General features: G+C 75.2%; 8 protein-coding genes. 4 read left to right on the forward strand and 4 right to left on the reverse strand.

The window, feature by feature from the left end:
- Positions 1-2 precede the first annotated feature (2 nt).
- The 4 genes from ACIQVZ_RS11840 to ACIQVZ_RS11855 all read right to left on the reverse strand — a co-directional run bounded on the left by ACIQVZ_RS11840 (position 3) and on the right by ACIQVZ_RS11855 (position 10,928).
- A complete protein-coding gene (locus tag ACIQVZ_RS11840; RefSeq protein WP_402449092.1) occupies positions 3-7,319 on the reverse strand; it encodes an amino acid adenylation domain-containing protein in 7,317 nt (2,438 codons plus the stop codon).
- Positions 7,316-8,116 (reverse strand): YqcI/YcgG family protein, encoded by an 801-nt coding sequence (locus ACIQVZ_RS11845; RefSeq protein ID WP_402449094.1) that lies wholly within the window; start codon positions 8,114-8,116, stop codon positions 7,316-7,318. The genes ACIQVZ_RS11840 and ACIQVZ_RS11845 overlap by 4 nt, the downstream gene beginning before the upstream one ends.
- Before the next feature lie 131 nt (positions 8,117-8,247).
- On the reverse strand, positions 8,248-9,657 hold the full coding sequence (locus ACIQVZ_RS11850) for a hypothetical protein (RefSeq protein ID WP_402449096.1): 1,410 nt from the start codon (positions 9,655-9,657) through the stop codon (positions 8,248-8,250).
- Between the two features lie 251 nt (positions 9,658-9,908).
- The gene (locus ACIQVZ_RS11855) at positions 9,909-10,928 is read right to left on the reverse strand and encodes an iron-siderophore ABC transporter substrate-binding protein (protein WP_402449098.1); all 1,020 of its coding nucleotides are present in this window, start codon (positions 10,926-10,928) and stop codon (positions 9,909-9,911) included.
- Between the two features lie 136 nt (positions 10,929-11,064).
- Between ACIQVZ_RS11855 and ACIQVZ_RS11860 the strand changes: the two genes are divergently transcribed.
- The 4 genes from ACIQVZ_RS11860 (at position 11,065) to ACIQVZ_RS11875 (ending at position 16,798) form a co-directional block, all read left to right on the forward strand.
- Positions 11,065-12,090: a FecCD family ABC transporter permease gene (locus tag ACIQVZ_RS11860; protein ID WP_402449452.1), complete on the forward strand. Its 1,026-nt coding sequence runs from the start codon at positions 11,065-11,067 to the stop codon at positions 12,088-12,090.
- 14 nt (positions 12,091-12,104) lie between these two features.
- Positions 12,105-13,169, forward strand: a complete 1,065-nt coding sequence (locus ACIQVZ_RS11865) for a FecCD family ABC transporter permease (protein WP_402449101.1) — start codon at positions 12,105-12,107, stop codon at positions 13,167-13,169.
- 180 nt (positions 13,170-13,349) lie between these two features.
- Entirely contained in the window at positions 13,350-14,975 is a 1,626-nt protein-coding gene (locus ACIQVZ_RS11870; RefSeq protein ID WP_402449453.1) for an ABC transporter transmembrane domain-containing protein, read from the forward strand.
- Entirely contained in the window at positions 14,972-16,798 is a 1,827-nt protein-coding gene (locus ACIQVZ_RS11875) for an ABC transporter ATP-binding protein (RefSeq protein WP_350879163.1), read from the forward strand. The genes ACIQVZ_RS11870 and ACIQVZ_RS11875 overlap by 4 nt, the downstream gene beginning before the upstream one ends.
- Positions 16,799-16,849: the final 51 nt, after the last annotated feature.

Genomic DNA, 16,849 nt, shown 5'->3' on the forward strand with positions numbered 1-16,849 from the left:
GCTCATCCTTCTCCGGCCTCGGCCAGGTCGCGAAGGCGCCGGTCGAGACGGCGGCCGATCTCGGCGAGCGGGCCGCTGCGGGTCATGTCCTTGTGCTCGCAGGTGATCCCGTGGTTCTCGATCGTGCCGTCGAGGTGGGGCTTCCAGTCCCGGTGGGAGAGCGCCGGGTCGACCGGGTCCACCGTGGCGGTGAAGAAGAGCAGGTCCCCGTGGAACACCTGGTGCTCGACCCGCTGCTGGAGTTCGGCGGAGGAGACGAAGCCGTCCATCACCCCCTGGATCGTGTCCTCGGCCAACTCGGCCAGCACACCGCCCTGTTCGGCGATGGTCCGGAGCACCTCGGCCCGGTCGAGCCGGGTGCCGTCCAGCCGGGACAGGTCGTAGTGGGACATGTGGAGCAGCGACCGCAGCGCCTGCTGCCGGTGATCGCGGGCGAGCCGGCGCCAGGGGTAGCGGGGATAGGAGTCGAGCATCGCCAGCAGCGCGACCCGCTCGCCCCGCTGTTGCAGGCGGGTGGCCATGGTGTGCGCGATCACGCCCCCGAAGGACCAGCCGACCAGGTGGTACGGCCCGGCGGGCTGGACTTCGCGGACCCGCTCCAGGTACTCGTCCGCCAGTTCCTCCAGGGACTCGGGGACGGGCCGGCCCAGCAGGGTACGGCTCTGCAGTCCGTAGAGCGGGCGGCGCGGGTCCAGGTGCGGACGCAGGCCCGCGAACGGCCAGCTCAGCCCGGAGGCCGGGTGCACGCAGAACAGCGGCGCCAACCCGCCGCCGGTGCGCAGCGGGAGGAGCACCTCCAGGGCCTCGCGGCTGCCGGCGCCGGCCGCCGACTCCGGTGCGCGGCCGTCCCGGCTGTCCAGGTGGCGGGCGAGCTGGGCGATGGTCGGGCGGGTGAACAGGTCGAGCACCGGCACGTCCCAGCCCAGGCGGGCTCGCAGCCCGGTCTGCACCCGGGCCAGCAGCAGCGAATGGCCGCCGAGGTCGAAGAAGTTGGACTCGGCGCCGATCCGCTCCAGGCCCAGCGCCGCGGACCAGACCTCGGCGATCAGCCGCTCGGTGCCCTCCGCCGGGGCGCGGTGGCCGACCGCCTCGGGGGGCCCGTCGCGGCCGTCCCGGAGCGCCTGCCCGGCCAGCGCCTTGCGGTCCACCTTGCCGGAGCTCATCAGCGGCAGCGCCGCCACCACGCGGACCTCCCGGGGCACCAGGTACTCCGGCAGGACGGCCAGCATCCAGTCGCGCAGGTCGGCCGGGTCCGGGCGCGGCCGCTTCGGGTCCGGGGTGCACCACGCGGCCAGCCGGTCCCCTCCCGGGGCACCCCGGAGCACCAGCACCACCGCCTGGCGGACCGCCGGGTGCCGGCTCAGCACCGACTCGATCTCCTCCAGCTCGACCCGCACTCCGTGGATCTTGACCTGGTTGTCCGCCCGGCCGAGGAACTCGATGTTGCCGTCGGCGCGGTAACGGGCCAGGTCGCCGCTGCGGTACAGCCTGGCGCCCGGCCGCCCGGAGAACGGGTCGGGCACGAAGGCGGCCGCGGTGCGGCACGGGTCTCCCAGGTAGCCCCGGCCCAGCGGCACCCCGCCCAGGTAGAGCTCGCCGGGCACCCCGACCGGCACCGGGCGCATCGCCGGATCCAGGACGTACACCCGGGTGTTGGGGTTCGGGCGGCCGATCGTGATGCCCTGGTCGGCCGCCCCCCGGTAGACCTGGCAGGTGACGCCGATGGTCGTCTCGGCCGGGCCGTAGCCGTGGTACATGGTGGCCGGGCCGAGCCGTTCGCGGAACCGGGCGAACAGTTCGGGCGTCAGCACCTCGCCGCCGCACCACACGTGCTTGAGCGAGGCGGCGGCCCGGGAGACGTCGGGGCGCTCCAGCATGATGTCGAGGATCGAGGAGACCAGGTAGACGAAGGCGATCCGCTCCCGCTCGATCAGCTCCAGCAGGTGCGCCACGTCGCCCTCGCGGCCCGCCTCGGCGACCACCAGCGGCGCACCGGCCGCCCACGGCAGGAAGATCTCGTTGACCGAGATGTCGAAGGTCAGCGGGGCCTTGTGCAGCACCGGGTCCTCCGGGGTCAGGCCGAGCAGGCCGATCTGCCAGGGCAGGCGGTTGCTGATCGCCCGGTGCCGGATCATCGCACCCTTGGGCGTGCCGGTGGAGCCCGAGGTGTAGATGACGTACGCCAGGCTCTCCGGGTCGATCACCACCTCGGGGTCGTGCTCCGGCCGGTCGGCGAACCAGCCGCCCGGCCCGTGCCCGTCCAGCGCGAGTTCGATGCCGGGCAGGTGGTCGGGCAGGCCGGCGCCGCCCGGCGAGGTGAGAGCGGCGGTGAGGCCGGCGTCCGCGGCGAGCCCGGCGATCCGGGCCGGCGGCCAGCCCGGGTCCAACGGGACGAAGGCGCCGCCGGCCTTCTGGACGGCGAGCAGGCCGATCACCAGTTCCGCGGAGCGCGGCAGGTGGATGCCGACGGTGCGCTCCGGGCCGACCCCGATCGCGACCAGGTGGTGCGCCAACCGGTTCGCGAGGACGTTGACCTGTCCGTACGTCAGGCGGTGGGGGCCCGCGACCAGCGCGAGGCGGTCGGGTGCCCGGCGGGCCTGCTCCTCGAACATCGCGGGGAAGGCGCGCGGATCCACCGGCGCGTCGGTGTCGTTCCACTCGTGGACGATGCGCCGGCGTTCGGGGTCCGCCAGCACCTCCAGGGTGCTGATCGGGCGGTCCGGCGCGTCGACCGCCTGGCGCAGCAGCCGGACCAGCCGTTCGACCAGCACCCGCACGCCCGCCTCGTCGAAGAGGTCGAGCGCGTACTCCAGGAACCCGTCGATGCCGTCGCCCTCGGGACGGTCGGCCAGCGAGAGGGTCAGGTCGAACTTGGCCGAGCCGTTGTGCGGGCGCAGGGCCGTGGCGTCCAGTCCGGGCAGCCGGACGGGGCGCCGGCCGGAGCCGTAGGAGATCATCAGCTGGAAGAGCGGGTGCCGCGAGGGCGAGCGGACCGGGCCCAGCTCCTCGACCAGCCGTTCGAACGGAAGTTCCTGGTGGTCGAAGTCGGCGAGATCCCCCTTCCGGACCCGGGTCAGGAGCTCGCGGAAGGTCGGGTCGCCGGAGGTGTCCGTGCGCAGCACCAGGGTGTTGGCGAACAGTCCGATCAGGTCGTCCAGCGCCCCCTCCTGGCGGCCGGCCACCGGGCAGCCGAGGGGGATGTCGGTACCGGCGCCGAGGCGGGTGAGCAGCACGGTGAGGCCCGCCTGGAGGGCCATGAAGACGGTGGCGCCGCCGTGCCTGGCCAGGGCCCGCAGGCCGCGGTGGAGTTCCGCGTCCAGGTGGACCGGGACGGCGGCGCCGCGATGGCTGGAGACCGCCGGTCGCGGCCGGTCGGTGGGCAGCTCCAGGTGGTCCGGCAGATCGGCCAGCCGCTCCTTCCAGTAGCCGAGTTGGTTCCGGAACAGGGCGCTGTCGGGGGCGAGCAGATCGCGCTGCCACAGCGCGTAGTCGCTGTACTGCACCGGCAGCGGTGCGAACGCCGGGGCGGCGCCGTCCAGCCGGGCACCGTAGGCGGCGGCCAGGTCCCGGGCCAGCGGGGCCTGCGACCAGTCGTCGCCCGCGGTGTGGTGCAGCAGCAGGAGCAGCACGTGCTCGCTCTCGTCGACCCGCAGCAGCCGGGCCCGCAGGGGAAGTTCACCGGCGAGGTCGAAGGCGTAGCGGGTGGCGGCGGCCAGCTCGGCGGAGACCGGGCGGCCGGTGCGTGCCGTCAGCAGGTCGAGTTCGACCTCGGCCTGTCCGGCGGCCAGCACCCGCGCTCCGGGCTCGTCGCCGTCCGCGACCAGCAGGGTGCGCAGGCTCTCGTGCCGGGCGACCAGGTCGTTCAGCGCCCGGCGCAGCGCGGGCACGTCCAGCGGGCCGGTGAGCCGCAGGGCCAGCGGGATGTTGTAGGTGGCGCTGGGCCCCTCCATGCGGTGCAGGAACCACAGCCCGCGCTGGGCGTACGAGAGCGGTGGTCGTTCGGGACGCGGTCGGGCCGTCAGCCGGGGCCGCTCGGCGGCCGCGTGGTCCAGCCGGGCGGCCAGTGCGGCCGGGGTCGGCGCCTCGAACAGGTCGCGGACGCCGACGGCGGCGCCCAGTGCCGCACGGATGCGGCCGACCATGCGGGTGGCCAGCAGCGAGTGGCCGCCGAGGGCGAAGAAGTCCTCCTCGGGGCCGACCCGGTCGGCGCCCAGGAGGTCGGCGAAGAGTTCGCAGAGCACCTGCTCGCGCGGGCCCCTGGCGTCGCGGCCCGGGGACGGGCCGGCGGCGGCGGGGGCGGGCAGCGCGGCCAGGTCCAGCTTGCCGTTGCCGGTCAGCGGCAGCGCGTCGAGGACCACCACGGCGGCCGGGCGCAGGTGTTCGGGCAGCAGCTCGGCGGCGTGCCGGCGCAGCTCGGCCGGTTCCAGGCGCTCGCCGCGGCGCGGCACGACGTACGCCACCAGGCGCGCGCCGCCGGCCTCGCTCCTGGCCGTCACGGCGGCCTGCCGCACGACGGGGTGCCGGGCCAGAGCGGCCGCGACCTCGCCGGGTTCGATCCGGAAGCCGCGGATCTTGATCTGGTCGTCGAACCGGCCCAGGTACTCCAGCCGCCCCTGGGCGTCGCGCCGGGCGAGGTCCCCGCTGCGGTACATCCGCGATCCGGGCGGGCCGTACGGGTCCGGCAGGAACCGCTCGGCGGTGAGCGCGGGGCGGCCGAGGTAGCCGCGGGCGAGGCCGGGCCCGGCCACGTGGATCTCGCCGACCTCCCCGGGCGGCACCGGGCGCAGCGCGGCGTCCAGCAGGCGGACCCGCAGGTCGGGGAGCGGTTCGCCGATCAGCCCGGTGGCCCCCGGGTCGGCGTCCGCGCGGGTGAGGTGGCGGCTGGTCACGTGCACGGTGGTCTCGGTGATCCCGTACATGTTGGTGATCCGCGGCGCGGTGTCCGGGTGCCGCCGGTACCAGTCGGCGAGCACCGCCGGGCGCAGCGCCTCGCCGCCCAGGACCACCTGGCGCAGTGACAGGGCGTCGCCCAGGTGCGGCAGGTCGCGGTCGGCCTGGACCAGCTGTTCGAAGGCCGACGGGGTGAGGTTGAGGACGGTGACCCGCTCGCGGACCAGCAGGCCGAGGAACTCCTCCGGGGAGCGGCTCACGGTGAACGGGACGACCACCAGGCGTCCGCCGTGCAGCAGCGCGCCGAAGAGCTCCCAGACGGAGAAGTCGAAGGCGTAGGAGTGGAACAGCGTCCAGGTGTCGGCGGGGCCGAAGCCGGATCCGGCCGCGGTGGTGCGCAGCAGGCGGACCACGTTGCGGTGTTCCAGGACGACGCCCTTGGGCTCGCCGGTGGATCCGGAGGTGTGCAGCACGTAGGCGCAGTCGGTGTCGGCGGCGTCCTCGACGGCGGGTGCGGTGGCGGGCCGGCGGGCCAGTTCGGCCCGGGTGCCGGGGCTGTCCAGGACCAGCACGGGCACCTGCCCGCCCGCTGCCGCCTCGGCCGGGTGGCGGGTCGCGTGGCCGAGGTCGGTGACCAGCAGCAGTGGGCGGGCGGCCCGGAGCACGGCGCCGGTGCGGGCGGCCGGCTGGTACGGGTCGATCGGCAGGTAGCCCGCGCCCGCGCTCAGGACGGCGAGCACCGCCACCACCAGGTCGGCCGAGCGCGGCAGTGCCAGGGCGACGACCTGCTCGCGCCCGGCGCCCCGGTCGCGCAGCAGTCCGGCGAGCCGGGCCACCCGGTCGGCCAGTTCGCGGTAGGTCAGCCGCTCCTCCCCCGCCACCAGGGCGATCGCCTCGGGGTGGGCCGCCGCCTGTTCGCGGAACAGCTCCGGGATGGTGGGTCCGGGCGGCTCGGGGGCGCGCCGGCTTTCGGCGGGCGCCAGTTCGGGGACGGCGGCCCGCTCGCGTTCCGCGAAGGTGTCCAGCGTTGCGATCGCCCGGTCGGGCCGGGCGGTGAAGGCGGCCAGGAGGCCGAGCAGCCGGTCGTGGTGCCCGCTCAGCCGCTCGGCCGAGTGGAGCGCCGGGTTGCCGTCCAGGTCCACCGTGGTGGCCCGGCCGTCCGCGTCGTCGCGGAAGCTGATGGTGAGGTCGTCGATCGGCCCGGGGGCGAGGGGGTGCACCCTGGCCCGCAGCTGCGCGAAGCGCAGCGAGGGGCTGACGAGGCCGACGTTGACCAGCGGCCCGGTGAGCCGGTCGGTGGCTCCCAGCCGCAGCTCACGCCGGAGCTCCTCACCGCGCAGCCTGCTGTACGGACGCACCTCGCGCAGCCTGCGGGCGACCTGGGCGACCAGCTGCGCGCCGCTCATCCCGGGGTCGACGGTGAGCGGCAGCGGCAGCACGTTGACGGTGTCGGCGGGCACCCGGGCGGCGACCGAACCGAACCGCCCGGCGAACGGCAGCCCGAGGGTGAGGTCGGTCCGTCCGGTGACCCGGTGCAGGTAGGCGGCCACCACGGCGAGTTGGATCTCGGCCCGGGGGGCCCGCAGGCCGGCGCCGGCGCGGGCCAGCGCCTCCTGGGCGGCGGGCGGCAGGGCGGCGCGGACGCTCACCGGGGTGGCGCTCGGCGGCGCGCTGCCGGCGGCCAGGGTCACCGGGGCGGGCAGCCCGGCCAGCCGCTCGCGCCAGAAGGCGCGGTCGCGCTCGGGCTGCGCGGAGCGGCGGTACTCGTCCTCCTCGGCGAGGAGTTCGGTGAGCGGGGCGAAGCGCTCGGGGGGCTGGAGGCCGCCCTCCGGGGCCGAGTAGAGCTCGGCCAGGCGGTGTTGGAGCAGGCCGAATCCGTAGGCGTCCAGGGATATGTGATGGCATTTCAGGTACCACAGGTGGTGCTCCGGGCCCAGCCGGATCAGGGCGGTGCCGAACAGCGGCCCGGTGGCGAGGTCGATCGGCCGGGTCAGGTCGGCGCGCATCCAGGCCAGTGCGGCGGCGTGGGGTTCGGGCTCCGCCGTCAGGTCCACCCGCACCGACGCCGCCCCGTGGGCCCGGGGGGCGCCGAGGACGGCCACCGGCAGGGCGTCGGCGCCCGATTCGGCGAAGCGCAGCCAGAGCGTCTGCGCCTGCGCCAGGGTCGTGCGCAGCGCCTCGGTGAACCGCCGCTCGTCGAGCGGGCCGGCCAGCTCGACGTATTCGGCGCACAGGTACGCCGGGCTGGCCGGGTCGCGCTGCTGCGCGTACCAGATGCCGGCCTGCGCGCCGGTGAGCGACTGCGGCTCCGCCTCCGGCGGGCCTGCCTCCGGTGCGGCCGCGCGGCCCGGCGGGGCGGTGCCGGCCGGGGGCCGCGGGCGGCTCCGCGGCGCGGAGGTGGACCGGTGCGCGGGGTCGGTCGGGCTCATCGGTCGGCCTCCAGGGTCTGGTCGCCGATGGCGGGTTCGTGCCGGGCGCGGAAGGGGCAGGAGGGCACGGTTCCGTCCGGGGTGTCCGGCAGGAAGTACTGCCGCCATTCGAGGTTGCCCTCCTCCCCGTGGTTGCCGAGTTCGGGGGCGGGTTCGAGACCGTCGAAGCGGCGGATCCGGTTGCGGATCACGGTGCGGGCCCGGGCACCCCTGGGGGTGTCGGGCTCCAGCCCCTCGAACACCCAGCGGGGCTGGAAGGTGATCATGAAACCCGGCGCGTGCCGGCTGTGCCGGGTGAGATGGGCCGGGGTGTTGCAGACCACGAAGATCTGGGTGCCGGCGAAGCTGAACTCCCACCAGAGCGATTCCGGGTCGGTGGGCACCTCGGCCGGCCAGGGCTGGGAGTCCTTCTCGTGCAGGAACTGGAGGACGGACCAGAAGCGCTCGAAGTAGGCCTCCAGGGAGAGCACTTGCTCCTCCGGGCGGAACAACACCACGAGCGAGGTGTCCTTGCCCAGCTCCTGGTAGCAGTCCAGGTAGTCGTGCAGGATGTCCACCAGCGGGCCCCAGGTGCCGTCGTCGTGGACGCTCTCCAGGTAGCCGAACCGCAGGGCGTTCTTCTTGGCGGCGGAGACCGCGAAGGTGCAGGGGAAGGGCCGGCCGGGGTCGAGCAGCGTCGCCAGCAGGCCGCGGGCGACCGGCGGCCCCCACACCGGCGTGCTGCCGATCGTGCAGGAGGCCAGCGCCTGTTGACTGAGCGCACCGGCGGGACCGCCGGGGGGATCAAGGGGGGTCACTGCGAGAACTCCATCCCGGGACGGCCGGGCGCGCGACGGCGCCCGGGGTCCTCGTTCGGCGTAGGGCGGCAGGACGGCTTCGACGTCTTTCACCCGGGCTTCAGGGCCTCGGGACTTCATCCGGCGATCCGTCAGAACTGCTGGTACATCGCCTCGGGGATGATCGGCTGGTGGTAGGTGCACTCCCCGGACAGGACGGTCGAGCCGTGCAGGCGGGAGACCGGGATCAACACCTTGTCCCCCTCCCCGAACGCGATCTTGTGCGTGACGTTGTTCCAGAAGTGCATCTGGCCGCGCTCCACCATCACCAGCCGGTGCTCGTTGTGCACATGGGTGGTGGAGGTCTCCTCATGGCTCTCCACGAAGGTGTCCAGGTCGACCTCGATGCCGCTCTCGGCGATGTGACGACTGATCCGCTCGGCCTTCTCCCGGTGCAGCTCGATGCTGTCCGCCCACGCCAACTGGTCGGCCAGATCGCCGTCCCAGAGCCCGGCGAACCACCGGGCGTCCGCGAAGCCCCGGTGGAACCGGTGCACCGCCTCGGGGCCGAAGGCGGCCGCCAGCGGGGTCAGCACGCTGTCGAGCCGGGCGTCGAGGCCGTCCGGGGTCAGCGTGCCGAGGGTGTCGAACAGGCCGGTGCGCAGGCCGAGTCCGTCCTCCAGGACCGCCGCGAAGCGGGGCCCGTCCGCCGCCTCGTCGATCTGCTGGTGCACCAGGGCGCCGAGGAACTCCGGATACTTCTCCCGGTCGCCGGACAGGTGGTGCAGCAGGTTGCCGCGGCCCAGCGAGGTCCCCAGGTACAGCTGCCAGTAGGCCGCGGCGGTGGGCTTCAACCCGGCTCCCGCCAGCAGGTCCCGGTAATCCTGGTGCGCCGCCGCCCAGTTGCGGTACTCGTCGAGCAGCAGCGGGCGGGCTCCCGGGTGCGCGGCGTCGTACTCGCCGAGCGCGGCACGGCCCGCGGCGGCGCGGGCGGCCGGCAGGTAGGCGCTCAGCTGGAGCAGCATGAAGGTCGCGGCGGCCCTGCGGTCCGTGGTGGCGGCGGCCACCGTGAAGGCCCGCCCCGGTTCGGCGAGCCGGTTCTCGTGGTACGCGCGGATCTCGCGCCGCAGGGCCTGCGGGTCGGCGCTGTCGAGCGGCTTGTACTCGCCGTCCAGCAGGCTGAACAGGTGGCGTTCGAGGATCGGCCCGGCCAGTGCGCCGAGCGCCCGGTTGCGCGCGCTGTAGAAGGCGGCGCCGTCGTCGGCGGCGGCCCGGCCGGGCACCGGCGGGAGGTAGAGCAGGCCCGCGTCGTACACGTTGCGGAGCATCCGGTGGCCGAGCAGCGCGCTCAGCTTGAGCGCCTTGGCCGCCGGCATCGGCTTGCCGTAGTCGAGCCAGGCGAGGTCGTCGGGCCGGACGGGGCGCCGGTAGGGGTTCTCCTCCGTGGTCAGTTCCTCCCACTCGGCGGCCCGGAAGGCGGTGTTGGCGGCGAACGCCTTCACGATCCCGTTCGGGTCGCCCGGGTCGAGCAGGGGGAGAAGGTCGGCAGGGTCCAGGGGCATGGCGTTCCTCCGGAGGGGGGCAGGCTGGGAGGGTTCGGGTCGAGGCGTGCGGCGCTCCGCCCCCGACCCGAATCTTAGGTAAGCCTTGCCTTAGTTTGACGACCCGTCAAGCGTTCTCCTGAGGACCACGTGTTCCATTTCCGGCCACCCGGAGGCGGTTCGGGGGCATGCCGACGGACCGCGCCCGGAGTCGGGGCGCGGTCCGTCGACGAAGCACCGCAGGCGCGGCTGCCGCAGCGGCAGCCGCCCTGTCAGTGCAGGGACTTGGCCAGGGCCGGCAGGATCTGCTCCGCCGACCACGGGATGCTCAGCACGCTGGGCGCACTGCTGGCCTGGGCCAGCGTGCGGTTCACCGGCAGGTAGGCGCCGGAGGCGACCGCGGGCAGACCCTTGAAGACCGGGTTGGACTCCAGCTGCTGCTGGTTCTCCGGAGTGCTGTACCAGACGAGCAGCGCCTGCGAGGTGAGCGAGCCCAGGTGCTCCATGCTGAGCGCGTTCGAGAAGCTGTTCAGTTTGGGCGCCCCGGTCGCCACCGGGTCGAGGACCAGACCCGCCCGCTCCAGCACCCTGGTCCGCTCGTCGGTGTAGAGCACCACCCGGCCGTTGCTCGGCTGCGGAAAGGCGTAGAGGAAGCTCTTGCCCTTCAACTGCGGGTACGTGGCGGCGTCCCGGGTGAGGCTCTGGTCGACCGCGGCGATCGCCTGGGCGGCCTCCTTGCCGCGCCCGAGGGCCTTGCCGATCAGTTCGGTCTGCTCCTCCCACGGCGTCCCGTAGGCGGTTCGGCCGCTCAGGTAGCCCACGGTGGGCGCGATCTGCGAGAGCTTGCCGTAGTCCGCCGAGGTCAGGCCGGACTGCACGGCGAGGATCAGGTCGGGGTGCAGGGCGGCGACCTTCTCGATCGGGTAGCCGTCCGTGGTGTCCAGGACCTGGGGCCTGGCGTCGCCGAGGGCCTGCTCGGCCCAGGGCCCCACCCCGTTCTTGAATCCGTCCTCGGTCTTGACGATCGCCACCGGCTTGACCCCCAGAGCCAGCGCCGCGTCCTGGTCGCTCCATCCCAGGGCCACCACGCGTTGGGGCGCCCTGGGGATGGTGGCGGTGCCGAACTGGGTCTGGACGGTGACCGGGAAGGCGCCCGGGTCGGCCTGCGAGGCGGACCCGGCATCGCCGCCGCTTCCGGCGGCACCGCCGCCACAGGCGGTCAGCGCGAGGGCCAGGGCTCCGCCGACGGCGCCCAGTGCGACGCGCTGCGGGATTCGGATCGGACGAGTCATGGCAAAGCCCTCTCTCTCGGCGTCGGCTCGCGCCACGATGCTCGGGCCCGTTCATTGCCGCACTCCTAAGGGCAGGCTAACCTAACTCTTCGTGCCTCGGACTAGCTCCCCCCCAACTGGCCTCCCCACCAGGGTCATTGCACCCCAGAAGACGGTACGGCGCCGCTCGGCGGCCGCCCGGGCCGGCGGCCTGGCGGTGTGCGCGACCGTCCTCGCCCTGACGGTCCTGCTCTCACTCGCGGTGGGGACCAAGTCCATCCCGCTCCACACCGCCTTCGACGCGCTCTTCCACTTCACCGGCGGGCAGGACCAGCTGGTCGTCCTGCACGAACGGCTGCCGCGGACCGAACTCGGCCTGGTGGTCGGCGCGGCCCTCGGCCTGGCCGGGGCGCTGATGCAGGCCCTGACCCGCAACCCGCTGGCCGATCCGGGCCTCCTCGGAGTCAACTCCGGCGCCTCGGCGGCGATCGCCGTCGGGATCGGCTTCATCGGCCTGCGCTCCCCGCTCGGCTACGTCTGGTTCGCCTTCGCCGGTGCCGCCACCGTCTCCGTCCTGGTCTACCTGCTGGGCTCGATCGGCCGGTCCGGGGCGACCCCGGTACGCCTGGCCCTGGCCGGCACCGCGGTGACCGCCGCGCTCACCGCCTTCACCTCGGCCGTCCTGCTGCTGCGCCCCGCGACCTTCGACCAGTTCCGCTACTGGAACGTGGGCTCGGTGGTCGGCCGCGGCACGGACGTCCTGATCCAACTGCTGCCGTTCATCGCCGTGGGCGCCGTTCTCGCGCTGGCGCTGGGCCGCCCGCTGAACGCCCTCGCCCTGGGCGAGGAGGCCGGCCGCGCGCTCGGCGCACACCCGACCCGCACCCGGCTGGTGGCCATGGCGGCGATCACCCTGCTGTGCGGGGCGGCCACCGCGGCGGTCGGGCCGATCGGATTCATCGGGCTGGCCGTCCCGCACCTGGCGCGTTTCCTCACCGGCCCCGACCAGCGCTGGGTGCTGCCCTTCTCGGCACTGCTGGCACCGATCCTGCTGATCGGCGCCGACGTACTGGGCCGGGTGGTCACCAGGCCCAACGAGATCGAAGTGGGCCTGGTCACCGCCTTCCTGGGCGCACCGGCCTTCATCGCGCTGGCCCGCGGCGGACGGGTGGCCCGGCTGTGAACCTCCTCCGGACCGTGCCATCGCGCACGCCGCGGCCGCCGGCCGGGCCGGCCTTCCGGGTACTGCGCCTGGGCGAGCGGGTCTCGTTGCGGGTGCGCCCGCGGGCCGCCGCGGTCTGCGCCGCGCTGCTGACCGCCGTGCTCGTGACCGCCGTCGTGACCCTCACCACCGGCGACTACCCGATCCCGGTCCCCGACGTGCTCAAGGCCCTGACCGGCGGGGGCGATCCGGGCACCCGCTTCGTGGTCGACTCGTTGCGGCTGCCCCGGCTCACCACCGGCATCCTGGTCGGGGCCGCGCTCGGCGCCTCCGGCGCCGTCTTCCAGGGCGTCACCCGCAACCCGCTGGGCAGCCCCGACGTGATCGGCTTCGGCACCGGAGCCGCCTCCGGCGCGGTCGCGGTCCTGGTCCTGGCGCACGGCGGTCCCGGCGAGGTCGCGCTCGGCGCCCTGGCCGGCGGCCTGGCCATCGCCACCGCCGTCTACCTGCTGGCCCTGCGCGGCCGCACCGTCCAGGGGTTCAGGCTGGTGCTGATCGGCATCGGCGTCACCGGCATGCTGACCGCGTTCAACCAGTGGATGCTCACCCGGGCCTCGCTCAACGACGCGCTGACCGCCCAGATCTGGCTGACCGGCAGTCTCAACAGCCGCGGCTGGCAGCAGGCCGGTCCGCTGACGCTGGCCCTGCTCGCGCTGCTTCCCCCGCTGCTGCTGCTCAGCCCGCGGGCCGACCAACTGGAGCTGGGCGACGAGTCGGCGCACACCCTCGGCCTGCGGGTCGAACGCACCCGGCTGACCCTGATGGTGCTCGCGGTCGGTCTGGTGGCCGCGGCCACCGCCGCCGCCGGACCGGTCGGCTTCGTGGCGCTGGCCGCACCGCAGATCTCCCGCCGGCTGACCCGCTCCCCGGGCGCCGGCTTCGGGCCCGCCGCACTGACCGGCGCCCTGCTCGTCCCGCTGAGCGATCTCGCCGCCCAGCACGCGCTGAGCAGCGAGCTCCCGGTGGGCGTGGCCACCGGCGCCCTCGGCGGGGTCTACCTGGCCTTCCTGCTGGCCGCGCAGTGGCGGGCGGCCCGCTGACGGCGCCGCGCCCGACAGCCGCCCGCACCAGTCGACACGAACGAACGATGGGAGGGCCCCGTGCCCCAGGACGAGCGAACCCGGTCGGTGGCGGGCCCCTCAGGGCCTGTCCGCCTGGCCACCGAACAGGACGTACGACGGTGGGTCTTCCACCGCCAACGGCGCTGGATCGCCGGGGCGATGGCCTTCACGGCGCTCCACCAGGCGGCCGAGGCCGCGGTCCCGGTCCTGGTCGGCGCCGTGGTCGACCACGCGATCGACGGCGGCGCCCCGGTCGACCTGGTGCGCTGGATCGCGCTGCTGGCCCTGCTGTTCCTGGTGCTCAGCGGCGCGATGCGGCTGGCGGGACGGTGCAACCGGCACGCGAGCCAGGACGCCGCGCACGAACTCCGGTTGGCCGCGGTGACCAGGATCCTGGACCCTCGCGGATTCGCCGCCCGGACGGGCAGTTCCGGCACCCTGCTGAGCACCGCGACGGCCGACGCGCTGCGGATCGGCCTGGGCAACCGCGCCTGGGCGATCGGCGCGGGCGCCGTCGCCGCGCTGGCCTTCGGCGCGACGGCGCTGCTGCTGACGTCCGTCCCGCTGGGCCTGCTGGTCCTGGTCGGCCTGGTGCCGCTGCTGGCCGGCACCCGGCTGCTGGCCAGGCCGCTGACCGCGCGCGGCAGCGCCGAACAGGCCGAGGTCGCGCGCGCCACCGGGACGGCGGCCGACCTGGTCAGGGGCCTGCGGGTGGTCAAGGGGCTGGGCGCGGAGGACGCCGCACTGCGCAGGTACCGGGTGGCCAGCGGCGCCTCGTTGGCCGCCACCGTACGCGCCGCCCGCTGGGACGCCGGGTACCAGGGCCTCACGCTGCTGCTCAACGGCTGCTTCCTGGCCGTGGTGGCCTGGGCCGGGGCCAGGCTGGCCGTCGAAGGGTCCATCTCGGTGGGCGAGTTCGTCGCCTCGGTCGGACTGGCCCAGTTCCTGGTCGGCCCCAGCACCCGGTTCGGCATGGCGATGGGCCTGCGGGCCAGGGCGCGCGGTTCGGCCGCCCGCATGGCCGCGCTGCTGGCGGAGCCGTACGCGGTGCTCGGCGGCGAGCGCGAGGCGGCCCGGCCGGTGCGCGGCGGGCTGGTCCTGGCCGGACTCGGCGCGGGAGCGTTGCGCGCGGTGGACCTGACCGTCCACCCGGGCACGACCGTGGGCGTGGTGACCCCCGACCCGGCGGTCGCCGCCGCCCTGCTCGACGTCCTCGCGCTGCGGTGTCCCCCCGAGCGCGGGCGGGTCGAGCTGGACGGCGTCCCGCTCGCCGAGCTGCGACTGGCCGCGGCCCGCGGCACGCTGCTGGTCGCCGACCACGAGGCCGACCTGTTCGACCTGACCGTCGCCGAGAACGTGCGCGGCCCGGCCGACGCCCCCGCCGACCCGGCGCTGGTCGCGCGGGCGATGGCGGCGGCCGACGCCGACCAGGTGCTCCGCGTGCTCCCGCACGGTGCGCACGGCCGGATCGGCGAGCGCGGCCGGGCCCTGTCCGGCGGCCAGCGCCAGCGGGTGGCCCTGGCCCGGGCGCTGGCCGCCGACCCGGCGGTGCTGGTGCTGCACGAGCCGACCACCGCCGTGGACGCGGCCACCGAGGCGAAGATCGCCGACGGCCTGCGCACGATGCGCACGGGCCGCACCACCCTGCTCGTGACCACCAGCCCGATCCTGCTCCGGGGCTGCGACCGGGTGGTGTTCCTGGACCACGGCTCGGTCCGGGCCGCCGGCACCCACCGTGAACTGACCACCGACCAGCCCTCCTACCGCGCGGCGGTGATGTCGTGACCCAGCTGCTGACCGACCCCCGGGGCGGGGCCACCCCGCCCGACGCACCGGAACCGCTGCCCACCGCCGGCGCCGCCGAGACCCGCGCGGAGATCGCGGGCCGGCTGCTGCGCCACCCCTGGCAGTCCGCGGCCGCCCTGTTCCTGGTCGTGGCCGGGGTCGTGGCCGGCCTCGTGGTGCCGCGCGCGCTGGGGCACCTCGTGGACCTGGTCGTGGCCGGCGGCCACCGGACCTCGGCCGTCACCGGACCGGCCCTGCTGATCGCGGCGGCCTGCCTGGCCCAGGCGCTCTTCGCCGGCTGGGGCCGGGCGCTGGTGGCCCGCCGCGGCGAGGAGGTCCTGGCCGGCCTCCGGGAGAGCGCGCTGGGCAGCGCGCTCTCCACCGGGCTGGCCCGGCTGGAACGCTCCGGCAGCGGCGACCTGGTGGCCCGGGTCAGCGGCGACGTCACCGTGCTGGGCGAGGCCGTCCGCACCCTGGTGCCGCAGCTCATCGGCGCGGTGCTGGAGATCGGTCTGACCCTGGCCGCCCTGCTCCTGCTGGACTGGCGGCTGGCGCTGGCCGCGCTGGCCGCCGTACCGCTCCAGGTGTACGCCGTACGGTGGCTGCGCCGGCGCTCCGGCCCGGTCCGGCGCCAGGAACGGATCGCCCAGGGCGAGCAGGCGCAGCAGATCCTGGAGTCGGTGAACGGCGTCCACACCGTACGGGCGTTCGGCCTGGGCCCGCAGCAACTGGCGTCCGTCGAGCAGCGCTCCAGCGCCGCCCGCGACCTCGCGCTGCGCTCCACGCACATCGGGACGCGTTTCTTCGGCAAGCTCAACGGTGCCGAGCTGACCGGGCTGACGGGCCTGCTCGTCGTCGGGTACCTGTTGGTCCGCTCGGGCACCATCGAGGTCGGCACGGCCAGCGCCGCCGCGCTCTACTTCCTGCGGCTGTTCGACCCGATCAACGGCCTGCTGTCGACCGTCGACGAGGTGCAGTCGGCCGCCGCGGCCGCCGACCGGGTGGTCGGGCTGGCCCGGCTGCCGCAGGCCAGGGCCTCGGAGCCGCAGGCACCCGGGGCCACGGCCGCACCGCGGCCCCGGGGCCGCGGTGCGGCCGTAGAGCTGCGTGCGGTGGGCCACGCCTACCTCCCGGGCCACCGGGTGCTGCGGGAGCTGGAGTTGACCCTGGCCGCGGGCGAGCGGGTGGCCGTGGTCGGCACCACCGGGGCCGGCAAGAGCACGCTGGCCCGGCTGGTGGCGGGGGTCTACCCGCCCTCCGAAGGGCGGATACTCTTCGACGGCCGCCCGGCCGACGAACTGACGTCCGGCGAGATGCGGCGGATGGTCGCCCTGGTCAACCAGGAGACCCACGTGTTCGCCGGGACGCTGGCCGATGACCTCCGGCTCGCCCGCCCGGACGCCGGGGACGAGGAGCTGCGCGCCGCGCTCAGCACGGTCGAGGCCTGGGACTGGGCGGCCGCCCTGCCGCAGGGGCTGGCCACCGTGGTCGGCCAGGGCGGCGCCCAGCTCACCCCGATCCAGGCCCAGCAGCTGGCGCTGGCCCGGCTGGTCCTGGCCGATCCCCCGGTCGCCGTGCTGGACGAGGCGACGGCGGAGGCGGGCAGCGCCGGCTCACGGATCCTGGAGGCCGCCGCCGAGCGGGCGCTGGCCGGGCGCACCGCACTGGTGGTCGCCCACCGGCTGACCCAGTCGGTGCGCGCCGACCGGGTCCTGGTCCTGGAGGACGGCCTGCTGGTCGAACAGGGCGGCCACGACCAGCTGGTGGCGGCCGGCGGCCGGTACGCGCAGCTGTGGGCGGCCTGGATCGGCGCACGCGACTGACGGGGTCCGTCGTCGCGGAGGCCGTGGCGGCCGGCCCGGCCGCCACGGCGG

Origin of the sequence: Kitasatospora sp. NPDC098663 (genome assembly GCF_044760075.1) — a bacterium.
Lineage (GTDB): Bacteria > Actinomycetota > Actinomycetes > Streptomycetales > Streptomycetaceae > Kitasatospora.

Excerpts from the sequence above, each read along its gene's own strand:
- ACIQVZ_RS11850 (WP_402449096.1), bottom strand. The coding sequence starts at position 9,657 with ATGCCCCTGGACCCTGCCGACCTTCTCCCCCTGCTCGACCCGGGCGAC.
- ACIQVZ_RS11840 (WP_402449092.1), bottom strand. The coding sequence starts at position 7,319 with ATGAGCCCGACCGACCCCGCGCACCGGTCCACCTCCGCGCCGCGGAGC.
- ACIQVZ_RS11855 (WP_402449098.1), bottom strand. The coding sequence starts at position 10,928 with ATGACTCGTCCGATCCGAATCCCGCAGCGCGTCGCACTGGGCGCCGTC.
- ACIQVZ_RS11870 (WP_402449453.1), top strand. The coding sequence starts at position 13,350 with ATGGCCTTCACGGCGCTCCACCAGGCGGCCGAGGCCGCGGTCCCGGTC.